The 22,304-nt window shown below is 56.2% G+C and carries 16 protein-coding genes, 1 pseudogene and 3 riboswitches; of the genes and pseudogenes, 7 read left to right on the plus strand and 10 right to left on the minus strand.

Annotated features, from left to right (window positions below):
- Positions 1-393: 393 nt before the first annotated feature.
- Complete coding sequence (locus tag B9N43_RS10400; protein WP_186453773.1) at positions 394-1,026, plus strand: TetR/AcrR family transcriptional regulator; 633 nt, start codon at positions 394-396, stop codon at positions 1,024-1,026.
- Positions 1,027-1,363: 337 nt separating this feature from the next.
- Here B9N43_RS10400 and B9N43_RS10405 read toward each other — a convergent pair whose 3' ends face one another.
- From B9N43_RS10405 to B9N43_RS10440, 8 genes are all read right to left on the minus strand, one after another.
- Positions 1,364-2,662, minus strand: a complete 1,299-nt coding sequence (locus B9N43_RS10405; RefSeq protein ID WP_145842137.1) for a cobyrinate a,c-diamide synthase — start codon at positions 2,660-2,662, stop codon at positions 1,364-1,366.
- Positions 2,662-3,279: a cob(I)yrinic acid a,c-diamide adenosyltransferase gene (gene cobO, locus B9N43_RS10410; RefSeq protein WP_145842138.1), complete on the minus strand. Its 618-nt coding sequence runs from the start codon at positions 3,277-3,279 to the stop codon at positions 2,662-2,664. The genes B9N43_RS10405 and cobO overlap by 1 nt, the downstream gene beginning before the upstream one ends.
- A gap of 10 nt (positions 3,280-3,289) precedes the next feature.
- Positions 3,290-3,802 carry a hypothetical protein gene (locus B9N43_RS10415; RefSeq protein ID WP_145842139.1) on the minus strand — a complete coding sequence of 171 codons (513 nt, stop codon included), beginning with the start codon at positions 3,800-3,802 and terminating at the stop codon, positions 3,290-3,292.
- A 137-nt stretch (positions 3,803-3,939) separates the two neighbouring features.
- Entirely contained in the window at positions 3,940-5,748 is a 1,809-nt protein-coding gene (locus tag B9N43_RS10420) for a TonB-dependent receptor domain-containing protein (protein WP_145842140.1), read from the minus strand.
- Between the two features lie 106 nt (positions 5,749-5,854).
- A riboswitch (cobalamin riboswitch) is annotated at positions 5,855-6,048 on the minus strand.
- Positions 6,049-6,146: 98 nt separating this feature from the next.
- Positions 6,147-7,091, minus strand: a complete 945-nt coding sequence (locus tag B9N43_RS10425; protein ID WP_145842141.1) for a WD40/YVTN/BNR-like repeat-containing protein — start codon at positions 7,089-7,091, stop codon at positions 6,147-6,149.
- 3 nt (positions 7,092-7,094) lie between these two features.
- Positions 7,095-9,467, minus strand: coding sequence for an efflux RND transporter permease subunit (locus tag B9N43_RS10430; RefSeq protein ID WP_145842142.1), 2,373 nt, complete (start codon positions 9,465-9,467; stop codon positions 7,095-7,097).
- A 56-nt stretch (positions 9,468-9,523) separates the two neighbouring features.
- Positions 9,524-11,323: a DUF1302 domain-containing protein gene (locus B9N43_RS10435; protein WP_186453774.1), complete on the minus strand. Its 1,800-nt coding sequence runs from the start codon at positions 11,321-11,323 to the stop codon at positions 9,524-9,526.
- A gap of 27 nt (positions 11,324-11,350) precedes the next feature.
- A complete protein-coding gene (locus tag B9N43_RS10440) occupies positions 11,351-12,712 on the minus strand; it encodes a DUF1329 domain-containing protein (protein ID WP_222428709.1) in 1,362 nt (453 codons plus the stop codon).
- 139 nt (positions 12,713-12,851) lie between these two features.
- A riboswitch (cobalamin riboswitch) is annotated at positions 12,852-13,048 on the minus strand.
- A gap of 132 nt (positions 13,049-13,180) precedes the next feature.
- Positions 13,181-13,375: riboswitch (cobalamin riboswitch) on the plus strand.
- A 110-nt stretch (positions 13,376-13,485) separates the two neighbouring features.
- Between B9N43_RS10440 and B9N43_RS10445 the strand changes: the two genes are divergently transcribed.
- Genes B9N43_RS10445 through lipA form a run of 5 tightly spaced genes read left to right on the plus strand, consistent with a single transcriptional unit; the run spans position 13,486 to position 19,572 of the window.
- Positions 13,486-15,363: a TonB-dependent receptor domain-containing protein gene (locus B9N43_RS10445; RefSeq protein WP_145842144.1), complete on the plus strand. Its 1,878-nt coding sequence runs from the start codon at positions 13,486-13,488 to the stop codon at positions 15,361-15,363.
- Between the two features lie 3 nt (positions 15,364-15,366).
- Complete coding sequence (locus B9N43_RS10450; RefSeq protein ID WP_145842145.1) at positions 15,367-16,356, plus strand: FecCD family ABC transporter permease; 990 nt, start codon at positions 15,367-15,369, stop codon at positions 16,354-16,356.
- Positions 16,353-17,126: an ABC transporter ATP-binding protein gene (locus B9N43_RS10455; protein ID WP_145842146.1), complete on the plus strand. Its 774-nt coding sequence runs from the start codon at positions 16,353-16,355 to the stop codon at positions 17,124-17,126. Before B9N43_RS10450 ends, B9N43_RS10455 begins: the two co-directional genes overlap by 4 nt.
- 14 nt (positions 17,127-17,140) lie before the next feature.
- Positions 17,141-18,574, plus strand: a complete 1,434-nt coding sequence (locus tag B9N43_RS10460; RefSeq protein WP_186454051.1) for a cobyric acid synthase — start codon at positions 17,141-17,143, stop codon at positions 18,572-18,574.
- A 35-nt stretch (positions 18,575-18,609) separates the two neighbouring features.
- Positions 18,610-19,572 carry a lipoyl synthase gene (gene lipA, locus B9N43_RS10465; protein ID WP_145842148.1) on the plus strand — a complete coding sequence of 321 codons (963 nt, stop codon included), beginning with the start codon at positions 18,610-18,612 and terminating at the stop codon, positions 19,570-19,572.
- Between the two features lie 180 nt (positions 19,573-19,752).
- Here lipA and tnpA read toward each other — a convergent pair.
- Both tnpA and B9N43_RS10475 read right to left on the minus strand, forming a co-directional pair.
- Positions 19,753-20,216 (minus strand): annotated as a pseudogene (tnpA, locus tag B9N43_RS10470) (IS200/IS605 family transposase).
- 148 nt (positions 20,217-20,364) lie between these two features.
- A complete protein-coding gene (locus tag B9N43_RS10475) occupies positions 20,365-20,805 on the minus strand; it encodes a helix-turn-helix domain-containing protein (protein ID WP_186453775.1) in 441 nt (146 codons plus the stop codon).
- A gap of 323 nt (positions 20,806-21,128) precedes the next feature.
- On the opposite strand from B9N43_RS10475, the gene B9N43_RS10480 reads away from it, so the two are divergent.
- A complete protein-coding gene (locus tag B9N43_RS10480) occupies positions 21,129-22,301 on the plus strand; it encodes a hypothetical protein (protein ID WP_145842150.1) in 1,173 nt (390 codons plus the stop codon).
- Positions 22,302-22,304: the final 3 nt, after the last annotated feature.

The following is a 22,304-nucleotide window of genomic DNA, read 5'->3' on the forward strand; positions in this document are numbered from 1 at the left end:
CGCGACAGTCTCCGGGGAACAAAGGCAGTCGACGCTTTAGCGATATTTCGAGCCAACAACCCGGCCCATCCGCCTCGCAAGTTGTCCAATTAACTCGGCGGCCGCTCACCTGAAAATCATGTGCGTTACAATAAACAATACGAGGCGTTGCGTATTGTTATACTACAAGCCTGGTATTGAGATTGTCAACCATGCACAATATGTGCAACACAGTCATGATATTTAACACTTTTCACCATATGAAAGCAGCATCGCGCTCTACATGGATTTACTATTTACGATACTGTTGATATCGTATAAGGGTGGGCTCGATCTGGTCACCCTAATGTGTGATAAAAGCGAAAGGGATTTATGTTGCCCACTGAATCGATCTACACGATGGAGATCAAACGCATGCTGAAGGCCACACTCCAATCAAATTCACGAAATAAGGCTAAGTCGCGAAAAAGTCACGCAGCCCCAGGGCGTCCGAGAAGCGATGACGCTCATCGCGCCATTCTTAGTGCAACTCTAGAGTTACTCGCAGATATCGGCTACGAACGGCTCACCATCTCTGGAGTTGCGACAAAGGCCGGTGTTGGTAAGGCCACAATTTACAGACGGTGGCCTTCCAAGTTGCCGTTGGTTATGGATGCGTTTGAAGAACTGCCAACCTTAAAATCCCCGGATACTGGAAGCCTCATTGATGATCTTGAAGAACTACTCAAGGACTTTGTGCACTCTTTGAATTCAACTCCATTAGCTCTAGTTCTCGCTGCCATCGGTGGCGAGAGAGCACATGACGCTGCACTTGCCAAAAGGATGGCACCTGTTTTTAAGGCACGAAGACAGCCATTGATGGATGTCTTAGAAAGGTCCGTTGCCCGAAATGAACTTCCACCAGATTTAAATCTCGATGCAGCGGCCGATGTTGTTATGGGGCCTATTGTTAACCGTATTTTCTTTACGGGAAACAATTTAGATGAGAACCACATTCGCCCCTTCATCGAGGCGGCCTTATTTGGAATCAATCGCCTAAGAAAGTAACCCCCTGCCGTATGCATGGCACTTCCATTGTCACCACTTGGCACCAGTCAGACAAGAATTGTCCTTGCTCCAGCCGCTGCCCCCTCCATTTGAGGACCTTGATCTGCGTAGCACGCTGGTTGATGAAGACAAACGTCACACAGGGGATGCTCCCCAGTACGTGACGCATCGGCGCATAAAAACCTCGAAGGATTTGGGCATTTGAACTGTGAGGCCATGAACATGGGTAATCCCCCCGGCAATTAGAGTAGAAATGGGGGGATTACCCTGCCTCCGCACCACCCTCTACCTGGAAGTCACGGAACCCAAAAGCCTGGCGGCGTAAGAGAATGCTCAGCTATGCAAGTGGAAGGAAGAGTAGCGCCGTCGTTACTGGGTTTGATGGGAAGTAGAAGTGTACATACGATGCGGTAAGGCGGCGGAGTCGGTAAATTGCTTCACCTGTTTTCCCATCGGGGTCGTGTGCCTGTACATAGGGCTTCAAGGGCGTTTCGCAGCGGGAGTAGTGGAACGTGTGTCCGCGCAAAGTCCCCTCCGGCAGATTGACTTGTTGTAGCCCCAGTCCGGCTAAGCGTGAACCCATGACACAACTTCCAGGTAGCAATCCGGCAAGTGGATGGCAGTTATTTTCTTGATCTACAAGGCTTTCAAATAAGCTCATCATGCCACCGCATTCAGCCAGGAGTGGTTTCCCCTCCGCGTGGTGAGCGGTGAGCTGCTGCCAGAGGTCATGGCGACGGGCTAAGGCCGGCGCATGAAGTTCCGGATAACCGCCGGGCAGCCAAAGGGCATCACAAGAGGGCAAAGGATCACCCGCTAGAGGTGAAAAAAAACAAAGGGTTGCACCCAAACGGCGTAACGCATCCAGGTTGGCCGGGTAGATGAAGCTGAAGGCGGCATCCCGTGCAATGGCAATGGTGCGCCCGGCCAGTAAAGGCGGTATGTCATCGCCCTGAATGCTCGGGAATTCAACTTTGGGTGGTAGATCGGCGCTGGTGGTATTGGCGATCTGGTCCGCCAGTAGGTCCAAACGTATTTCCAGGTCGTCGATCTCATCCGCCTGCCACAAACCCAAATGGCGTTCGGGCAGGGCGACGGCATCATCCCTTGTCAGTGCGCCGAACCACGCTATACCGGGGGGCAAGCTATTGCGCAGTAGTTCGGCGTGATGGGGGCTGCCGACCCTGTTTGCCAGTACACCGGCAAAGGGTAACTCGGGTCGGTAGCTGGCCAGTCCATGGGCCATGGCACCAAAGGTTTGTGCCATGGCTGAGGCATCAATCAGGCCGAGCACGGGAATCTTGAATCTACAGGCAATATCAGCGGCTGAGGGCCTGCCATCGAAGAGTCCCATTACTCCTTCCACCAGGATCAGGTCAGCATCCTGTGCCGCACTGGCAAGGTGCGATGCCACATCCGCCTCGCCTCCCATGCCCAAATCCAGGTTATAGACCGGGGCACCACAGGCGACAGTCAGTATTTGGGGATCAAGGAAGTCGGGGCCGCATTTGAAGACGCGTACTTGCCGACCTAGCCGCCGATGATGGCGGGCCAGGGCGCCGGTAACCAAAGTCTTGCCTTGACCCGAAGAGGGGGCAGCGATGAGGAGGGCGGGGCATTGGCTCAGGGTTTTCATTACCACTCCAGTCCGGGCATGGCCTTAACCCCAGCAGCGAAGGAATGTTTCACCTGATTGATTTCACTTACCGTATCCGCTGCGGCGATCAAGTCTGGCGGCGCCGCCCGGCCAGTGATGATCACATGTTGTAGGGGGGGGCGTGCAGCAAGTGTCTCCAGCACCGGCGCCAGAGGTTGCCAGCCGTACTTGAGGGGATAGGTGAATTCGTCCAGCACTACCAGGCCATAGGCGGGATCCGCCAGATAGCGGGCGGCAAGGTTCCAGGCTTCCTGGGCTCGAGCCTCGTCCTTGTCCCGGTCTTGGGTGTCCCAGGTGAAGCCATCTCCCATCACATGCCAGCTCACCAGATCGGGAAAACCTCGGAAGAAGGCCTCCTCCCCCGTGTCGGAGCGGCCCTTGATGAACTGAATCACCGCGACTTTCATGCCGTGGCCCAGTGCCCTGGCCACCACGCCAAAGGCGGAGGAGGACTTGCCCTTGCCATTGCCGGTGTTAACCACCAGCACGCCACGCTCGGTCTGGGCTTCGGCGATATGCTGATCCACTAACGCTTTTTTGCGCTGCATGCGGGCGCTGTGACGCTGATTGCGTGCTTCGTTATGACTCTCGTTCATGACTTGAATCTCAGTGATGGACAGGGTTGCGACGGCGTACCAGCAACAAGCTGTGAATGAGGGTCGCCAGGCTCAACCAGAGGCCCATGGCCACCAGACAGCGGGGAAGATACTGGGTGCTGCGGGCCAGATACTCACTCCAGTTGGGGTTGGAAAAATGCCCGGAATAGAGATAGAAGCTACCACTGGAAATGACGTCGCAAACCAGGGTGCCGAGCAGGCCGCAAAACGCCAGGGGGAAATGCGCAATGCGTTCCAGGCCCCACCCCAGCCGATAGCCGCGCCCTGCCAGCCAGAGGCTGGCATAGGCCGGCAGTAGGGCGATGTAGGCTGGGGAAACGCAGAAAGCGCTGGTACCGCCCCACTCGATCGCCGCGTAGTCCAGCCCGACCGCCAAGCCGAGAAAGCCGGCCAGGGCCAGGGGTGCATTCAGGTACATGCCTGCCAAGAAGAACACGGCCCAAGAAGCACCGGGAACGATGTTGCGCAAAAGGGGGAAATGGTGGCCACGGATGAGTACCATCAGAGAGATCAGTACGGCGGCAATAGCCGCTTGCCTAGCGCGGTAAATGCCATGATCACGGGTACAGGAAAGTGAATTCATCATCAGATTCTTTCGATTAAGTCGTTGAAATTAGCGGGCGTCCGACGGTGGTGTGATCAGCGCATGGCATAGCGCAGGCCGACGAACAGATTAGCGCCAGGTGTGCCATAGCCATAGGCGGTCTCATACTTGTGGTCAGTGATATTGTTGGCTCGCAGCTCCAGGCTCAGCTCCGGGTCAAGGCGGTAACGGGCATAGGCATTGAGCACGCTGTAGCCTGCCATCGGCCTGCGATTGACCGTGTCATCATAACGACGCCCCACATCGCTCCATTCAGCACCCAGATGCCACAGGCCGACATCACGGCCCAGGCTCAATTGCAGCTGTTGCTCAGCGCGTCGCGGCAGGCGCTTGTGGGTCACCTCATCCCGTGCCTCCAGCAGATCCAGGCTGGCATTCAACTGCCAACTATTGAAGCTGACAGCGTAAGCCAGGGTGGCGCCATCCAGTTTGGCTCGATTCACATTGGCCGGTGGCCAGCCTGAGATAAGGTTCTGCACCCGATTGCGAAACAGGGTCAACCCCAGCTTCTGACCCTCTTGTTCCCAGTCCAGTCCCACTTCAGCATTGCGCGCCTTTTCTGGTTGCAGTCGAGGGTTGCCACCACCAAAGCGATCCTGGGGCCAATATAGTTGATTGAAGGTGGGGGCGTTGAAAGCGGTTCCCACTGCGGTCCTGATCCGCCAGGCTGTGCTCAGTTGATAGCCGTAGCCGATCTGCCCCGTAGTCTGACGGCCAAATTGGGAGTTACGGTCGTGGCGGGAATTGAGTTGCAGGCGATGACTTCCTAGGTTGGCGCTCCAGCCCAGCAGGTAGGAATCGATGTTGCGCTCATTAACCAGATAGATGGTCGTGCTACTGACCTTCTGCTCGTTGTGCTCGTAGGCTAGGAGTGCGATGCCAAGCGGCAGCACTACGTCATTCTGCCAGTGAAAATGTTTCTGGACAGTGCGGAACCGAGAAGTGTTGGTTGCGTTGATGGTGTTACCTTCATCCAGACTGCGGCCTAACCGCATCAAGCTGGTCCAATCCTTGCCGAGATGGTTGCGCAGGGACAGTTGGTAGCTGGCGGTAGTCTTGTCGATCCGGTCGTTGAAGTTGCCCGAGCCTGCGTCATACTGAGTGACACCATCGGCTTGTTGCAGAGACAGACCGATCTCATCGTGTCCTTCCAGTCGGTAGTTGAGACTGCCGCTGAAATGCCGCTGACTAAAACCATCCCGGTCCCGGTTGTAACTCAGTGGTAGCTTAACGGCGCTGCTAGCGGAAGAAATGCCATCAGTATCGTAGGTTCCGATCCGTAGGCTGTAGGAGAGGGTATTGAGGCTGCCCCGCAGGCCGGCCTCGGTTTGTTGAGTGTTAAAACTGCCTATGGCGGCAAAAGCGTCGAAGCGGGGAGCGCCCTCACCACGTCGGGTGAATATCTGGATAACGCCTCCCAATGCATCGGCTCCGTAAAGGGAGGATGCGGGGCCTCTCAGGATTTCCACCCGCTCGATATCTGCCAGGGGGATATTTTCCAGTGCTGACTGGCCGGTGGTGGCGGAATTGATCCGCAGGCCGTCCACCAGTACCAGCGTATGCCGGGCCTCAGCGCCACGAATGAATATGCCAGTTTGTGCACCTGGGCCGCCGTTGGCAGACATTTGTAGCCCAGGCTGGCGTGCCAGAACTTCGCTTAGGGTGGACTGTCCCGCTTTATCCAGATATTCCCGAGTAAGAATGTTGACGTCGCCGAGAACATCGGGCGCATGTTGGGCCTGGCGAGTGGCGGTGACGATGATGGTGGAAAGATCGGCGGCATGTCCCTGGCTTGCCGACCAGATGGCGACGGCAAGGGCGCCGTGCAGATGACTGCGATGCATGAAGACTCCCTGTTCCCCGGACTGCGTCCCCGCAAGCCGGCGTGGATTGGACAACGGAATCCTCGGGGGAAACAGGCATAAGCCACACGCTACTTCCCCGTAGCGATTCCATGGTGATGTCCGTGGCCGGTCTCCGGGCTCGGAAGTCTTGAACCGCAGCCTTCCCAGGCAAATACCCAGTGGCTGAGGGGCGGTCCCTCACTTCCTTACCGTTGCGGGGGCAGCACAGGTCTTGCACCTGTTTCCCGTTTCACCTCTTGGCAGACATAGCCTTAAGGCACCGCGAACACTGGGGGCGGAGTTTATAATGAGATGATGATCAGGCGAGATACCGCTCACTGTCTCGAAATTATCCTGATAGGCGGTGTTTCTTCATGGTGTTCGTTTAGGTGCCGAGTCTAGTGTTCGTTTTTGACGACCCCTTTGTGGTCGAACAAAACATCACCATGCCGAGTCGATACCAAGGTAGTCAGGTCGGTACGATCCTGGCGGGATGAAGATGAGAAACTGCGTCCCCGATCCGTGCTGAAAAGATGGGTCCCACCGGTACCGACCAGTCGCAGTATCCCATCCGATCGCTGTGTGATGGCCGTAATAGACTGTTGGGTGCCGCTCGGCACCTTCTTCCAGCTTGTGCCTCTGTCATCGCTACGATAAATATTGCCGCGCATGCCAGCCACGATGATTCCACCATCATCCAGTGCCAGTCCAGTCCAGAACGATCCCCGGCATTCGGTCTGGATCTGACGCCAATTTCTGCCTCCATCCTCAGAGCGGTATAGGGCGCCAGCCTCAGAGGCGATGAATAGTTGGTCCTTTCCGGGGAAAATATGCATCAGGTGACGCGGGTTTGATTCATTCTGGGCCAGCTGCCTTTCTTGCCATGTAGCGCCACCATCATGGGTTTCAAGCAATAGGCCGAACTGTCCCACTACCAGGCCGTGGCGGGGGCTGTCGAACCGGAGGGAGAGCCACACTTTATTCTGCCCTGGCGCTTGCCGCTGCAAGCGCCAGGATTCTCCACCATCGGTGGTCATCAGAATCGTGTCATCGTAACCTGCTGCCCATCCTGACTTTTCATCAATGAAATAAACGCTGGTCAGAGTGGCACGACTGGGAACGGATCTGGCCTGACGAAATGTCTTTCCATCATCTGACAGCAGAATGATTCCATGATCACCGACGGCAACTATCCGGTCCTTCGCCAGGGTGGCTGCAATTACAGATGCACGTTCGGGAGTGATGAGGTGAGGAGCCCTCTGAGGAGGCACCTGTTCGGCATAGGACGCTATGGGGAAATGGATGCCGAGGAGGAGGGGGATCAGTAAAACAAAGTGAGGCATGATTTATCTGGCTGCAAAGGTTGCCGAAGGTAAATCGTTGCGATTGGATACTTTTTCCAGAATTGCGACGAAGGCAGGCATCACTGTTATGACCAAGACCATGTTTGTCATGAACATGAAAGTGAGGAGGGCACCCATGTCGGCCTGGAATTTCAGTGGAGAGAAAATCCAGGTGGACACTCCGAGAGAAAGGGTGATGGCAGTGAAGAGCGTGGCCATGCCCACATCGTTCAGGGATTCTTCCACAGCCTGCTTCATGGGTAGTTTTTGCGAAAGGTGGATGAGAAGTCGGTTGTAGAGGTAGAAAGCATAGTCGACGCCAATTCCGGTGGTGAGCACCATGACAGGCAGAGTCGCTACAGTCAGGCCGATGCCCAATGCCTCCATGAAAACGTAGCCGAGGAAGGTTGCCAGGGTCAGCGGCAAGCAGCAGACAAGAATGGCTCGCCAGTCGCGATAGGCGAGTAGCACCAGAAGGGAAATGCCGGTATAGACCAGCACCATCATCTGGAATTCCCTTGCCTCGATTTCCTCGTTAATGGCAGCCATGATGCCGACATTCCCGGAGGCAAGCAGTACCTGGATTCTGGAGTCGGGAGGGGGATAGTTCTTGCGAAATGACTTGATTGTATTAATCACCGTCTGGATGGTTTCTGCTCGATGGTCGGTCAGATGGAGATTGGTGGCCATCATGGTACAAGTGCGGTCAAGCAAACCGGAAGACTCGGGCAGGAAGCCCAGGGCGGCCTGCAAGGCACGACTGTCCCTGGGCAAGGCCAGCATTTTCGGGTTGCCCTCGTTGAGTAGAGCATTGGCGGTTTTCGTTAGGGTCGAGAGCGACGTAACCGAAATGATGCCGCGTACCTGGGATAGGTGCTGGGTGAACTGGTCCAGATAATCAAAGACATCGAATCGGGTACACCCGTCAGTTGGCGTCTCGAATACCACAGTCAGCACATCCATGCCCATGTCGAAGCGATTGGCAATACTTTCCATATCTCGGTTGTAACGTGATTCGGCACGTAATTCCGGTACGCCGCCCTGGAGAGCCCCGACCTGTCTGTCCAGACTCTGCCATACGGAAAAGATCAGCAGCAGGATGGCTGCACCCAGTACCCATTGTGCATTGCGAATATCTGCAACCCAGGCTATTCGTCGCATTTTGCTGGAGCGTCGTGCCTGGATTCTGGCCAGGGTAACAGCATGACTGGGAGGAAAACTCAGATAGGAGGCGGCTAGGGGTAGCATCACGAGATTTGTTACAACCTTGAAGCCAACACCGATGGCGGCGGCGATTGCAAGTTCCCGGATCATTGGAATGGGTATGGGAAGGAGCGATACGAAGCCGATCAAGGCTGAAAACAATGCAAGCGTACCCGGTAACAAAAGACTCGAAAAACTTTCTCGTGCTGCTTCTGAAGGATTCTTGCCCCGTGCCACTGCTGACGAGATGGCGTTGATCTGTTGAACACCATGGGATACGCCAATTGCAAAGATTAGAAACGGGATCAGAATGGCAAGAGGATCAAGGCCAAGGCCGAGCATGACCAACGTTCCAAATTGCCACAGGACGGAACACAAGGAGCAGAGCAAGGGCAGTAGCGTGAGCCTGATGGAGCGGCAGTACCCGTAAACTGCAAGGGCTGTGAGCAGGAAGGCCAAACCAAAGAATAGATATACGTTCCCGGCACCATCGGCAATGGCGCCCATCTGTTTGGCAAATCCGATAATCTCCACTGAATGTTCATGTGTTTCGTATTTCTGGCGTATTTCCGTTTCTAGCCTGGCTGAGAGATTCAGATAGTCCAATTTTTGGCCCAAATGGATGTTCTCGTCGAGAATATCGGCAATGACCATCGTTGCAGTGCCATCTCTGGACACCAGGCTTCCCTGATAGCCTCCGCGTACTACCCGGTCGCGAATCTGCTCGATTTTGTTGGCATCCAGGTTGTCGGGGGTGATGTTGCCACCGATGACGTTCTCGGCATGGAATCCCTCTTCGGTCAATTCATGGAGCAGGATGTTGGGTGTCCAAAGGGATTGCACGGAACGTCGGTCTACGCCGGGAAGAAAGAGTACTGACTGGGTGATCTGATGCAGTTTCCCGAGCGTGGTGGGATTCCATATATCCCCGTTGCGAGCGCGCAATGAAATCATGAGACGGTTGGTGCCAAACAACTCGTTCCGGTATTTGAAGAAAACCTGTGAATACTCATGCCCGATAGGGATTTGTTTATCGAAGTGGGTCGATATGCGTAATTCCATGGCCTTGAAGGCCATCAATGACGTAAACAGTAGAAGTCCCGCCAGGACGATTGCTCGCCTTCGGAATAAATAGCCTTCAAGAGCAAGGACGAATCGATTGGTGCCGACCATCAGGTCACACTCCTAGGTGCAGTGGGGCGGGGGAGCCCCCGCCGTTACTGTTGTATTTAGAAGCTGTAAGAGATGGATGCGCTCAATACATCGCGATCGCGCAGCATGTTGAGATTTCCTCCGCCCCAGAATCTGCTGTAGCCGATGGTGGCTTTCCAGGTGTTGTGGTAGTCGAAATTCATTCCCACAGATAGCGCCTTGCGACCTTGCACAAAAGGAAGGCTATTGGGCGCGACGCCCCTGACGTCGTGGTAGTAATCGACGATTGGTGACAGGGTCCAGCCAGATCCCAGGATGTTGGCGTAGGTAAGGGACAGTTCTGCTACATAACCCCAGGAGGTCCGGCTTGGGAGTGAGTAGTCATTCAGGAGGTAGGGAATGCTTCCGTCCAGTGTCAGGTTCGGATAGTGCGTTACTGCTGTTTCGAACAGGAAATACCCCTCGTCGGCATTGATCATCTGTGTCAGTGACGAGGGAAGCTCCAGGAACCCGGTGAGATGGGCCTGCCATTTGCGCTCTTCCTTGTACCCGTTTACTACATAGGGAGTGGCACCGCCGAATCCATTGAAATAACTGTAGCGGCCCGCATGGGGAACCACTGGATCGATAGCTACGCTATCCCTGGGACGATAGGATACTTCGGCGCCCACTGCCCAGTCCCCCAGTGTGGTATTGAGGGACAAGCCGAACAGATCCTTGTCCATGCCATATTGTTCAACTGCACGGACGTTGATGACGTTGGTCGTGTTGGGATCATATTTGAATCCAACAAAGGGAAGCTTGTCGTGATAACGGATGTAATAAGCGGCGTACTCGGTATCTCCATTTGTCGGTTTGTAGCGGAGGTTGATGCCATATTGCCCCCGGTTTTTTGGAGTGGTGATGTCAACGGGAACGATGGTGCCTAGTCCCGGTGCCACTGAGTTGGTTAGATATTCCAGGGTTCTCCCGGATTTCGGAGCAAAGTCGCCGAATACCCCCAGAGGCTTACCTCCTGCATAGAGGGGATCCATGATCGAGGTTGGAATGAATGCGCCGCGCTTTCCCCCCTTGCCAAGGAAATCTCCATAGGACCAGTAGGTGCCGGCCGGATCTAGGATGAACTTGTTCCAACGGAACTGATAGTAGGCTTCGGTGGAAAAACCATTACCCAGAGCGGTAGAAAGCGACAGCATGGGAGCGGGAACGAATATCTCCTTCAACTGTGCTCCTGGGATGTGAATCTTCCTCAAATCGACGGCATTAATGGAATTCACGCCGCCGATGATGAATATATCCTCTCCCCAACTGATGACCTGATTGCCGAGTTTAATTTTGGCTGGTTGGCCGTTCAGTGTTAGCTCCTTTGCTACCCAGAGGTCCAGCAACGTGACATCCTGCTGCATTGCTTTTTTTGCATCTCGTTCCAAGGGAGTACGTTGGGTTTTGTCGGCACGGAAGTCCGAGGACCATGTGAATCGGCTAAAGGCGGACCAGTCCGTTGGAGACTTGAGGAAAATCTCATGGGTGCCTTTCAGTACGGTAGAAACAATCTGTCCCTTCCTGTAATTCAGGTTACCGTCATCTGAATTGCTGTAGATGAAATCGGGTGGAGCGGTGAATCCCATTCCTGGACCATTGACCAGTTCCCCCAGTGGGCCGGCAATGGAAACATTGCCACCGGAATCATTGCCAATAATGCTTGTACTCGGAGACTCCAATCGCTTTTGCATGCCGATGGACAGTGTTGAGTCAAAACTGCCAATCCAGCCATTATTAAGTTCAAACTTGAAGGCGGCAGCCGGTTTTGAAAGACCAATACCAAGGGTGCAAAGGACTAGGATCTGGCGGATCAGATACGGTGTTATGTTTTTCATGTTTGTATTCTTCATCGTTAGACCGGGTTAACGGGCGCCAATTCGGCGCAAATCCTCGGGCTCGAATTGTCTTGGATCGATACGACCCTCATCACCCGCCAACCAGTCAGTTGGCTTTGATTCCTGTGTGGCGTACTCACCCAAGTAGCGGTTAGCATTGAGATCCCATGACATGAACTCCTGGCTGACGCAGGCCCCCAATTCAACGGCAGGGTAGATGGTGGCCTCCATGACGCGCCAGAGCTTGCCTTGGCTGTCGTATTGATCTGCCTCCATCAACATCCAGGTATCCTCGTCAAGATAGAAGGTTCTCCGGGCAAACATGTGGCGCATGCCTGGTTTTACCGTGGCCTCAATCTTCCAGACACGATGAAGTTCATAGCGCATCAGATCTCGGTTTGGGTAGAGGCCCTGATACACCTCGCTCATCTTGCGTTTGGCAACGAATTTATAGTTGTTGTAGGGGATGTACATTTCCTGCTTGCCCACTAATTTCCAGTCGTAGCGATCTAGAGCGCCAGCGAACATGGGATATTGATCGGCGGTTTCCAGGTTTTCAAACCCCGGTACTGGGTTGTCATATTCCAATGCGGGAAGCCGCCGTACCCGACGTTGCCCTGGGAAATACATCCACCCATTGTTGGCCTTGTTGCCCAGGAAGTAATGCACCAGCAGTACTTCGCCGTTGCGTGAAGGTGGGGAGGTCATCATGTCGAGGATCATCATCTGTACCCCGTTGGCCTCCCTGGGTGAATTGACCTTGGTGGACGCAAAGGGGGTTAAGGCGAGCTGCTCCTGTCCCAGACCATAGAAACTTCCATCCGGATTGATGAAGTTCGTCTGGTAAGCCTCGATACGGCCTAATCCCTGCCAGCGAAGGCGATGATTCCAGACGGCCTCTGCTCCGTTCTGGGGAATCGGAAACGGAAATGCTCCACCCAGAGCGCTATCTAGGCTGTCACTCCCATCATTGGAAAGCTTTGCCAGTGTCGCATTCTGTTTGGTCCGCTCGGTGATCGTTTCGGGGTAGCCGCAGGATCGATGACTGGGATACACGTCCATACGATAACCCTTGCGGGTTTTTAATAATTCAATCTGCCCTGCCGAGAGTTTGTCTTTGTACTTTTCGAGGTTTGTGGCGTCGATGGAAAACAGGGGCTTTTCAGAAGCGTAAGGATCAATACGAGCATCTGTGAGTTTGCGTTTTTCCTTGGGCAGTCCTCCTTGCCATTCTGGGATGCTGCCATCCCGGTTACCAGTCCGTTCTGCGCCGACTGGTGTCAGTTCCCGGCCTAGCCGTTTGGCTTCGGATGTGCTGACCGCTGCCTCCGAAGTTGTCCACATCATGCTGAGGCCAAGTATTAGTACCCCTTGAGCCAGTCGTCTCATCACCATCCTCCGGTTATTTTTCAACCCTGTGCAACCAGGGCGTCCAGCCGTTCGCCAAAGCACGGCAGCAATGAAAAAAGGGCTTCGCCAACGCACAGCCAAGTGCGCTGACGAAACCCTTGCCATTGGTTTCTACAAATACACAAACACGACGTTCAGCAGGTCTTCTGGCTCTCGGATCTCCCGGATTTGCCGCGCCTTCCCACCAGGGTAGGCCCCGGCAGTGGCTGGCCGGATGCATTGCCTCCGGCCTTGCGGCATCCGTCCCCGATTACAGCGGCGGGCCCGCCACGGAATTGCACCGTGTTCCTGGATACTGAAGTCGGCCGTGATTCTTATGATTTGCTGTTCAGCTGTCAATTCGATACTAATCAAGGCTGGAGGTTTGATCAGTATGAAATACGTACGAGGTCGTCAAGTTTTAATAACGAAACAGCTTGACTCGTTATTTATACGATCATAGACTTATCGCAGAAAGTTGTTCGCGGTACCCGGCAGTCCATCCGGACGCCAGGTGAAACGGGAAGCTGGTGTAAATCCTGCGCTGCCCCCGCAACGGTAAGGAAGTGCGGAATCGTCACACACGCCACTGGGCTTCGGTCTGGGAAGGCGACGATTCAAGACTTTCGAGCCCGGAGACCGGCCACGAACATCACCATGGAAACGCCACGGGGTGGTGGCGGCCGGCGTTTGTCCGATCGAACTCCCTGTGCGTTGCCTTCATCAATCGTGACCGGTCTGCGGGGACGCCGACCGGGGAACAGGGAGTCCTCATGCAACGCCATCTTGCGCGCAGCGCCATCGCCGCTGCCATTCTTGCCGCTTTCAATGTCCAGGCCGCCGAGCCCCTCGCGGACCACGGCACCATCGTCGTCACCGCCACCCGTCAGCCGACTCCGGCGCGAGATTTGCTGAACGACTTCAGCGTATTGACCCGTAGTGATATCGATAAAGCGGGGCCGAGTGCGACGCTGGGTGATCTGCTTTCACGCCTACCTGGTATTGAGCTATCCCGAGAAGGGGGACGTGGCGCCAATGAAAATATTTTCATCCGTGGCACAAACGCAGGTCACGCCCTAATTCTCATTGATGGTATTCGCGTAGGTTCTGCCACCCTGGGGCAGGCTAATCTTTCGGCTCTACCAGTTGAGCAGATGGAGCGTATCGAAGTGGTTCGTGGCCCGGAGTCCGCACTTTATGGCAGCGATGCTATTGGCGGGGTGGTCAATATTTTCACTCGTGGTTCGAAAGAGAGCAGCTTCTCTGCCAAGGCGGGATTTGGTAGTCGCGGCAGCTATGCGGCCAATGTCGCGAAAAAGAGCAATATCGGTGACCTGAACTATCAGGTCAGCTTCGGTACCAATGGTGAAGATGGCAAGTCCAACGTGACCAATAGCGATAGTTTCGCCTACAACCCTGATAAGGACGGATTCTGGAAACGCAGTGCTGCTATGCGCATAGACTACAAGCTTTCGTCTGAAGCAGAAATTGGTGCCCAATATTTCTACAGCCAGGGACAGAACAAGTTCGATACTTCCTGGCCGAGCAAGAGCTACGACTGGAAAACATACAGCAGGATCAGCGGGTCCAGTGCATATGCTCGTTTTCAGCCAGCCAAGGAATGGACTACCTCGATACGGTTCGATCGCAGCGTGGATGAAAGCGACACCGTGCCCTCGCAAACCATCGGTGAGCTCCGTGACGACTTTCGCACCGAACGAAAACAGATCACTTGGCAGAACGACATCAACCTGCCCATCGGACGTGCGCTCATAGCGGTGGACCATCTGAAAGAACAGATTGTTACATCGAGTGCTTTCAGCCTGACTGAACGTGATATCAACTCCCTGTCCCTGGGATGGGATGCAAGCATGGAGAAGCATCGCTGGCAGGCAAATGTTCGTCGGGACCGCAATTCACAATATGGCGCAAAGAACACCTACAACCTGGGATATGGGTATCAGCTCACCCACGCTTGGCGTCTGGCAACCCATGTTGGCACAGCATTCAAGGCGCCATCATTCAACGACCTGTATTACCCTAACATTCCTTTTGTCGGCAGCGGCAACCCCAATCTCAGGCCAGAAACATCCCGCAACCGGGATGTGGCTGTTCATTATGAGACCGAGGTCCATAAAGCCAGCCTGACAGTGTTCCGCAACGACATTAAAAACCTGATCAGTTGGGAAGAAACCAGCCCCGGGTCCTGGTTCTACACTCCGGCGAATGTCGGCAAGGTCCGGATTGATGGCTGGAGCCTGAGTTATCAATGGTCAATCATCGACGGATGGAAACTGAGGGCCACCTGGAATGATCAGGATGCTCGCGATGTCACCACAGGTAACCGCCTGGCGCGCCGTGCCGAGAAATTTGGCACCTTGGGCCTGGAACATGAGACAAAGCAATGGCTAATCGGTGTAGAACTGCAGGCATCGGGCGACCGTTACGATAATTTGGCTAATACGCGTCTCCTCGGCGGTTATGGCTTGGTCAATGTCCATAGCAGTTATCAACTTTCCCCTGAGTGGTCTGCCTTCGCCCGGGTGGACAATCTGTTCGACAAACACTATGAGCTGGCCCGTAGTTCGAATGCCACATTCTCTAGTCTGGGGAGCACGGTTTTCATTGGCCTCCGCTATCTCACAAAGTAAGCCATGCCCACCCGCCGTCGCGCCCTCGCCGTGCTGTTGTTGCTGCTGCTCCTGGTAGCGGCCAGCCTGGTGGTGGGTCTGGCGGCGGGGACTTTGCCGGTCAGCACCGCCGATCTGCTGTCCCTGGTGGGCGGCGAAGGCGGCGGCATGGGGGCCGAGGTGGTGCGCAGCCTGCGCCTGCCCCGGGTGCTGGGGGCCTTCGCCTGCGGCGGCCTGCTGGCTCTGGCCGGCGCCCTGATGCAGGTGCTGCTGCGCAATCCTCTGGCCGATCCCTACGTACTGGGCATTTCCGGAGGCGCAGCGGTGGGCGCACTTTCGGCCATGCTGCTGGGTTTCTCCCTGATGGGGCTGAACCTGCTGGCCTTCGGCGGCGCCCTGGGGGCGATGCTGCTGGTCTTCGGCCTGGCCCATGGCGACAGTAGCTGGACCCAGACCCGGCTGCTGCTCACCGGGGTGATCATCGCCGCCGGCTGCGGCGCGGTGGTGGCCCTGATCCTGTCCATCACGCCGGAGCAGAAACTGCACGGCATGCTGTTCTGGCTGATGGGGGATGCCGGGCAGATTCTCCGGCCGGAACCAGCCCTGGCTGCCCTGGCGGTGGGGCTGGCCTGTGCCATGCCTTTTGCCCGGGAACTGAACCTGCTGGCCCGGGGCGCCACCCTGGCCAGTTCCCTGGGGGTGGCGGTGCCCCGACTGCGGAGCCTGATCTATCTACTGGCGTCGCTGCTCACCGCCTTCGCCGTCACCACGGCCGGCAGCATCGGCTTCATCGGTCTGGTGGTGCCCCATTTGCTGCGTCTGGCCCTGGGCAACGACCAGCGCCTGCTGCTGCCCGCCGCCACCCTGGCCGGCGGTGCCCTGCTGGTCCTGGCCGACACCCTGGCCCGCACCGTGGTGGCACCCCAGCAATTGCCGGTGGGGGTGCTGACCGCCCTGATCGGTGTGCCGATTTTTTTGTTCCTGTTGGCGCGGCAGCCTGCGGCCAAGCCATGAGTACCCTATTACTCGACGCCAGCTGCCTGGATGTGTCGATCGCCGGGCATCTGTTCTGCCACGACCTGGACCTGCGACTGAACAGCGGGGAATCCCTGGCCATCCTGGGACGCAATGGCGCAGGCAAATCCACCCTGCTGGCCACCCTGGCGGGACTGCGCCCGGCATCGGCCGGAGTGCTGCGGATCGGCGGCCTCGCTCCTGCGAACGCCGATCCCCGCGCGTTGGCCAGGATTCGGGGCTACCTGCCCCAGCAGCAGCACGATCCCTTCGCCTCCACCGTGCTGGAATCGGTGCTGGTCGGCCGCCACCCCCACCTGGGCCGCTGGGAATGGGAAGGCGAAACGGATCAGCGACTCGCCACCACCGCCCTGGCGGCCGTGGGCCTGGCGGAATTCGCCCAACGGGAAGTCCACACCCTCTCGGGGGGCGAGCGCCAGCGCCTGGGTATTGCCATGCTGCTCACTCAGCAGCCCCAGCTTTTCCTGCTGGACGAACCCCTGGCCCACCTCGACCTGAACCACCAGATCGCCGTGCTGGACCTCTTCTCCACCCCGGACCGGGACTGGGGCGCCACCGTGGTGATGGTGCTCCATGAGCCGGGCCTGGCCCTGCGCTATTGCAGCCGCACCCTGCTGCTGTTCGGCGACGGCCAGTGGCTGGAGGGCGCCAGTGCCGACGTGATCACCGCCGAGAATCTGTCGCGGCTCTACGGCCATCCCCTGAGGGAACTGCGGGATGGTCAGCACCGCTGGTTTGTACCTATATGAAGCTCTCCGCCCTGATGGTGCAAGGCTGCACCTCCGACGCCGGCAAGACCACCCTGGTGGCGGCCCTGTGCCGCATCCTCAAGCGTCGGGGGGTGCGCGTGGCGCCCTTCAAGCCCCAGAACATGGCGCTGAATTCGGCGGTCACCATCGATGGCGGCGAGATCGGCCGCGCCCAGGCCCTGCAAGCCCAGGCGGCGGGCCTGCCGCCACGGATCGACTTCAATCCGGTGCTGCTCAAGCCCACCACGGACTGCCAGGCCCAGGTGATCATCCATGGCCGGGCCGTCACCCATCTGGATGCCCAGGCCTATCACGACTACAAGCGGGTGGCGATGACAGCAGTGATGGCGTCCTGGCAACGCCTCACCGGCGAATTCGAGTGTGTACTGGTGGAAGGAGCCGGCAGTCCGGCGGAGATCAATCTGCGGGACCGGGACATCGCCAACATGGGTTTCGCCGAGGCCGCCGACGTGCCGGTGATCCTGGTGGCGGACATCGACCGGGGCGGCGTCTTCGCCCATCTGGTGGGAACCCTGGACCTACTCTCCCCCTCGGAGCAGGCGCGGATCAAGGGTTTCGTGATCAACCGTTTCCGGGGCGATATCGCCCTGCTGCAACCGGGTCTGGACTGGCTGGAACAGCGCACCGGCAAGCCGGTGCTGGGCGTGCTGCCCTATCTTCAGGGCCTGATGCTGGACGCCGAGGACGCCATCGCCCAGGGGGAGATGGACAAGGCGCCGCCGCGCCTGCGGGTCATCGCCCCGGTGTTGCCGAGGATTTCCAATCACAACGATCTGGACCCCTTGCGCCTGCATCCAGAGGTGGACTTCCAGTGGGTCGGGCCGGGTCAGACACCGCCCCCCGCCGATCTGGTGGTCCTGCCCGGCTCCAAGAACGTGCGGGCCGATCTGGACTGGTTGCGCTATCAGGGCTGGGAGGACTACCTCCTACGCCACCTTCGTTACGGCGGAAAAGTGATCGGTATCTGCGGTGGCTTCCAGATGCTGGGGCGGCAACTCCACGACCCCAGGGGGCTGGAGGGCGTGCCGGGTAGCAGCCCTGGACTGGGATTTCTGGATTGCGAAACCACCCTGGAGGAGGAGAAACAACTTCGCAACGTGAAGGGACGGCTGCTATTGGATTTATCGGCGGCTATGGCTGGCTACGAGATTCACATGGGTGTCACCCATGGCCCGGCACTCGCCTATCCGCTGGTCAGGCTCGATGATGGCCGCGAAGAAGGTGTCATGGTACCAGAGGGCAATATCCTGGGCAGTTATTGCCATGGCCTTCTGGATCATGCTGATGCTTTGGCGTCCATCATGGCCTGGGCCGGTATGCATGAGGCCGCACCCGTGGATCTCGCTGCTCGCCGCGAGATGGATCTGGATCGGTTGGCCGATGCAGTGGAGGCCTCCCTTGACTGGGCAACGATTGCAAGCTTTTAGTGGCATTGGTTAATGCCGATTATTGGAGCTATTCCATGAGTGAGCGTGGCATCAAGCAGAAGGGCGAGGCCAAGACGGCCCGCATCCCCATCAAGATCGTGCCGGCTGCCCAGCCCCTGAAGAAGCCCGACTGGATTCGGGTCAAGGTGGGCAGCAGCGCGGGACGCTTCGACGAGGTCAAGCAGGCCTTGCGCGACCACGCCCTGCACACCGTCTGCGAGGAAGCCACCTGCCCCAACATCGGTGAATGCTTCGGCAAGGGCACCGCCACTTTCATGATCCTCGGTGACATCTGCACCCGCCGCTGCCCCTTCTGCGACGTGGGTCATGGCAAGCCCCTGCCCCCCGATGCCGAGGAGCCGGAAAAGCTGGCCCGGACCATCGCCGCCATGAAGCTCAAGTACGTGGTGATCACCAGCGTGGACCGGGACGACCTGCGGGACGGCGGCGCCCAGCATTTCGTGGACTGCATCCGGGCCGTGCGTCAGCATTCCCCCAGCACCCGGATCGAGGTGCTGGTACCGGACTTCCGCGGCCGCCTGGAGATCGCCCTGGAGATTTTCGAGCAGGCCCTGCCCGACGTGATGAACCACAACCTGGAAACCGTGCCCCGCCTCTACAAGCAGGCCCGGCCCGGCGCCGACTACGCCCACTCCCTGCAACTGCTGAAGAATTTCAAGACCCGCCACCCCGAGGTCACCACCAAGTCCGGCCTGATGGTGGGCATCGGCGAGACCGACGAGGAAATCCTCGCCGTGATGCGGGACCTGCGGGTCCACGACGTGGATATGCTGACCATCGGCCAGTACCTGGCCCCCTCGGGCCATCACCTGCCGGTGCTGCGTTATGTACATCCGGACATCTTCAGAATGTACGAGGCCGAAGCGGGGGAAATGGGCTTCACCAACGCCGCCTGCGCCCCCCTGGTGCGCTCAAGTTATGATGCAGAACGACAGGTTGCTGGAACCCTAAATGCAAGGCGTTCTGTGACCATATAAGTGCGAAAGTGACCTTTGAAGTATCGACATATTTTCTGGATGAGTGTTCAGATATGCCCTCCTTGCAGACCGTGCGCGAAAGCGTACTACCGACCCACAGAAATCTCTGAAGAACCGAAAGTAAATCAACCACGTTCGTAGAACGTGGTTTTGCCTAAAGCCCCCCAGAGGGGGGCATACCTAGCGGCCCTTCCTAGAAGGCCCGCTGCCTGGGACCAGTTGAAGTTGCTCTCGATGCAACTCTTCTCGCTCCTGGAACCTCACGTACTTCTGAATCATCTCGCTGTTCAAACCGACCGTGTCCACACAGTACCCTTTCGCCCAGAAATGATTACCCCAATACGGCTTCTTCCTCATGAATGGAAAGGCCGTGAAGAGCCGAATCGCGGTACGTCCTTCAGGACCCCCATCAATCCAGAGATCGACATCTTTGGCGGTACCTTCACCAGCAAGTGAACGTGGTCCGCCTGAATGTTCAACTCCACCACCTCACATCCAAGTTGCTGACAAAACACCATCACGCACTTGTACACCTCATTCCCGACCGGGCCTTGCAACAACCGGTAACGGTATTTTGGCACCCAGACCACGTGATATTGACAATGCCAGAAGATCACATGCGATGCTCTTGCAAACCTGCTCATGCTCGTTTCCTTTCAGAAAGTTGTGGGGACAACTCTCAAAAAGGTACCTGCACGAGCAGGCTCTCTAACAGGCAAAGCCAGTTAGTCGATAACCACGCCCATAGGACGTGGTTTTTAACTTTCAATAAAACTCCGGAACCTCCCCGTCTCAGTGATCCGACTGTTGCTTCAGGGTCGCCTGGACCTTGCGCTTGCCCATCTTTTTAAGAATGGCGAACTTTGTGAGCTGTTCCTGACTGGGCCGTGAACTGCCAGCTTCCCAGTTGTAAACCGTCTGAGTGGAGACCTGGAGAATCGACGCCAATACCGCTGCCGTCAGTTCGAACTGTTCCCGCATCTTCTTGAGCCCCGCGGGACGGAAACGGAATTTCGGTGAGGCCCCGTCCTGCGTGGGCAACGGGGTGGCCCGGGGCTGGGAAGCCGAGGTCCTAGAGGGCTGACGCTCCAAAACCGCGAGCCGTTGTTTCAGATCCCTGATCTCGGTTCGGTGCTGAACCAGAGACTTCTTGAGAGTGAGAGTCTCGGCCCGTAATTCTTTACGAACCTGACGGACGATTTCTTGCTTCAGGAGGGCGGCGATATTGGGCATGGACCTACTCGATAAAGGACGACAGGGTGATTGTCGGAAACGGTCCATAAAGCAAGTGAGGATGATGGCAATGTTCGTGAAAATCCTCAACAGGAGCCGTGAAAAATACTCATACTGTTTCGACTAAATGACTCAGGCCGTGATTCTAGCAATCCGACATCTGCTGATGAAATATCCAAAATAAAATTGAATAGATCATAACTACCGGCGGAATGTTACGATTTTCCGCGCTTTCTGGCCGTTTTATTTTCAGAACTTGTCCAAAATTCCTCCATCGTCTCGCGGATACCCCGCACGACAGTAACCCAAATGGATAGGAAATCATGGCAAAAAAAGAAGCTCCTCCGGCAACACCAAGTCGCGTCAAGTTTGAAACTAGCAAAACTGCTGTAGATCATGAATTTTGGATAGATGAGCGAACGCACCAGACGGGCAGCTATCTCCACTCCTCCAATGTAGAGACCCAGTTCGAATCGAAGGATCAATTAAGTCATAAGCCGCGGCCAGCCACTACCGATCTGGCACAACATGATCTCGTGGATCACCGTGTGGTCGAGATGTCCGAGCCCAGTAATAATGTCCATCCTCACACCAGCAGCGAAAAATCTGATGGCTCTGCCTATCTAGTAGGGGTGGCGGGTGCGCAAGCTTTCCAGGAAGAGTTTTCCTGGTGTCCGCCAGGGCAGAAGGTAGTGTTTCGGCTAGTTCAGGCTGAAGCCGAATTATTCCATATGATTTCCAAAGGCCGCTATGTTGTACAAGAAAGATTGAACGGCAGAAAGACCAAAGACATCCACTACATATCGCATACTTTGCTGTGTTACATACAAAAGGCCCTCCGCCTGGCAAGGAAAGCTGCGGTTTCAATTCAATACCATTTAGTCGATAGTGGTGACGGGAAAGCGCATCTTGAGGTACTGGGCATGGCCTCGGTCGAACATGAAAACGGAGGGCCCGATTTATCTCAGATCCACCAAGGCTTGTATTATATTTGCAGTCAAATTGCACCACGAAAGCTTGTTGGAGATGAGGATGTTAGTGCAAATGGCCTGCATCTTGACGATTCACTCAGACTCCTGGCGGATCAAGCTATATACAAAATCCTAGACCAAGTAGGAGATGAGAATGTCACTACGACATTTAAGGCTCATATTGGAGGTGAGGTAATCAACTGTGGGCCACGTTATGCACAAAAAAGGCAGCCAGCTCCTATACCACTGCGCGACAGTATTGAGCACATCGGATTCATCGAGAACATGCGGACAAGCGAGCAGTCGATTGATGTACGACTCAAAGGTAGCAAATCACTTATATCAATGAACTACAACCCAGACAAATTCCTTAAGAAGCTTAGAGTGTGGCTGGGAGAAACCATGTCAAGTAGGTTCGTGTGCGCAGAACAAGCTAACGGGGATGGGAAAAATCCCTTACTGTCCCTCAAGGATTTTCAAGACAGCTCTAGTATAAATCCAGACCTATTTGGCTATGATCGCTAGTCT

It is taken from the genome of Denitratisoma sp. DHT3 (assembly GCF_007833355.1).
GTDB lineage: Bacteria > Pseudomonadota > Gammaproteobacteria > Burkholderiales > Rhodocyclaceae > Denitratisoma.